At 69.6% G+C, this 2,261-nt stretch carries 3 protein-coding genes; 1 reads left to right on the top strand and 2 read right to left on the bottom strand.

The genetic code is table 11. The annotated features are described in order from the left end of the window. Positions 1–1,229, top strand: a 1,229-nt coding sequence (locus tag ACV4UX_RS19590) for a heavy metal translocating P-type ATPase (protein WP_491594952.1), incomplete at its 5' end; no start/stop codon positions are given. 133 nt (positions 1,230–1,362) lie between these two features. Here ACV4UX_RS19590 and ACV4UX_RS19595 read toward each other — a convergent pair. Together ACV4UX_RS19595 and ACV4UX_RS19600 are read right to left on the bottom strand one after the other, a co-directional pair. Beyond that, entirely contained in the window at positions 1,363–1,758 is a 396-nt protein-coding gene (locus tag ACV4UX_RS19595) for a bacteriohemerythrin (protein ID WP_491594953.1), read from the bottom strand. Positions 1,759–1,773: 15 nt separating this feature from the next. Then, positions 1,774–2,163: a diacylglycerol kinase gene (locus ACV4UX_RS19600; protein WP_491594954.1), complete on the bottom strand. Its 390-nt coding sequence runs from the start codon at positions 2,161–2,163 to the stop codon at positions 1,774–1,776. Positions 2,164–2,261 lie beyond the last annotated feature (98 nt).

A 2,261-nucleotide genomic window follows, 5' to 3' on the forward strand; every position in this document is an offset into this window, starting at 1 on the left:
CCCGCTCCCGTCGCGCCCGGTCGGTGCAATGGGTGGAGCGCTTCGCGGCGGTGTACACGCCGGTGATGATGGGCGTGGCGGCGCTCTCCGCCGTGGTCCCGCCGCTTTTCCTGGGCGGCGACTGGGGCCGCTGGTTCTACGAGGCCCTGGTGATCCTGGTGATCTCCTGCCCGTGCGCCCTGGTGATCTCCACGCCCGTGAGCGTGGTGGCGGCCCTGGCCTCGGCGGCGCGCAACGGGGTGCTGGTGAAGGGCGGGGTCTTCCTGGAGATTCCCGCCACCCTGGACGCCGTGGCCCTGGACAAGACCGGCACGCTGACCCTGGGCCGTCCGGCCGTGACGGAAGCCCTGCCCTTCGCGGGCGTTTCGGAGCGGGAGCTTCTGGCCGTGGCCGCCGGGCTGGAGTCCCGGAGCAGCCACCCGGTGGCCCGGGCCGTCCTGGAGAACGCGGCGTCCCGGGGCGTCGCGCCCGCCGTGGCGGAGGACGTCCTGTCGCGCCCCGGCCTAGGGGTGCGCGGGGTCATCGACGCGACGCAATGGTCCTTGGGCAACGCCCGCTTCCTGGCCGAAAGCGGCGACGCCCCGGAATCCCCGGAACTCGCCCGCGCCCTGGCCCAGGCCGAAGCCTCGGCCGGGACGGTGGTGTTCGTGTGGTCGCGGGAGAAGGCCCTGGGCTGTCTCTCGGTGGAGGACCAGGCGCGCCCCCAGGCGGCCGACGCGGTGCGCCGCCTCCTGGCGGAGGGCGTGGCCGAGGTGGTGATGCTCACGGGGGACAACCCCCGCGCGGCGGCCCGGATCGCGGCCCAGGCAGGGGTGACGGACTTCCGGGCGGAACTCCTGCCCGAGGACAAGGCCCGCGCGGTGGCGCAGATGGCGGCGTCGGGCCGACGGGTGGCCATGGTGGGCGACGGCGTGAACGACGCCCCCGCCCTGGCCGCCGCGCACCTGGGCGTGGCCATGGGCGCGGCCGGGAGCGACGCGGCCATCGAGACGGCGGACGTGGCCCTCATGTCCGACGATCTCTCCAAGCTGCCCTGGCTGGTGCGGCACTCGCGGCGCGCCCTGGGCACGGTGAAGGCCAACATCGCCTTCGCCCTGGGGGTGAAGGCGGTCTTCCTCACGCTGGCGGGGCTCCAGATGGCCACACTCTGGACGGCCATCCTGGCGGACCTGGGCGCCTCGCTCTTCGTGATCTTCAACGGGCTGCGCCTGCTGCGCATCCGGCCCTGAGCGGGACGGCGGGCGCGAAGCCCCGTTCTAGTGTTGCGTCCTCAAAATCCGTCCATACGGACTCTTGAGGCAATCATACAAAACCATTGATTTTAATTTTGAAAAACATTTCATGTTTTTCAAAATCACGACACTAGGCGCGCTGGAAGAAGGAGCGGTCCTCCACGTGGATGTGCTCCACCAGCCAGCGCAGCAGGTAGTCCAGCACCTCGCGGGAGGCCGTGGCGCTGTCCTCCTTGACGCGGGTTTCAAAGTCCCCGGCGCGCCAAAGGAACTCGGCGTGGAGCCCCTCGTGACGGGCCAGGCCTTCCCAGCCCGCGTCCTCCATGAGCTCCTCCTCGTCCTCGAAGTGCGTCGCGGCGTAGGCCAGCATGCCCTGCAGGGCGTCCAGCACGGCCTGGCGGTGTTCGCCTCCGGCCATGCGGGCGTCGAGTTCGCGGATCATCTGGAAGAGCATCCGGTGTTGGTCGTCGATGTCGGGATTGCCCATGGCCAGCCCGGGAGTCCAGTCGGGCGCGTCCTTTTCCATGCGTGTCGCTTCCTTTTACGTCAGATGGATGCCGAAGATGTTCAGGGCCTCGAAGACCAGCACCGGGAGCCAGGCCAGGATGCACACCCCCGTGGCCGCGGCGGCCATGTCCTTGATGGCCTTGATCTTGGCGTCCTCGGCGGTCTGGAGGTAGTCGCACACGGCCTCCACGGCGCTGTTGAAGATCTCCGAGGCCAGCATAACGGCCGTGGCCAGGAGCACCAGGAGCGCGTCCACCCAGGCCCGGTAGACGAAACTCAAGACCAGCACCAGCGCCGAGAGCACCACCTTGTAGGCCACGGACCAGTCGCAGAGCACCGCGAAGCGCAGCCCCGAAACGATCACCTTGATCTTGCGCCAGGGGTTGAAGCCGGGCTCGCCCGTTCCCAGGAACTTATTGCGCACGGCCGAAGGCCTCCTTCGCCGCCTGCTCCAGCTGGCCCGAGGTGAAGAGGTCGCGCAGCACCACGGGGCTTTTGACCTCCTCGCCCTTGGGGAAGAGC

Source organism: Fundidesulfovibrio sp. (assembly GCF_058402725.1).

Coding starts and splice junctions, on each gene's coding strand:
- ACV4UX_RS19595 (WP_491594953.1), bottom strand. CDS start 1,758: ATGGAAAAGGACGCGCCCGACTGGACTCCCGGGCTGGCCATGGGCAAT.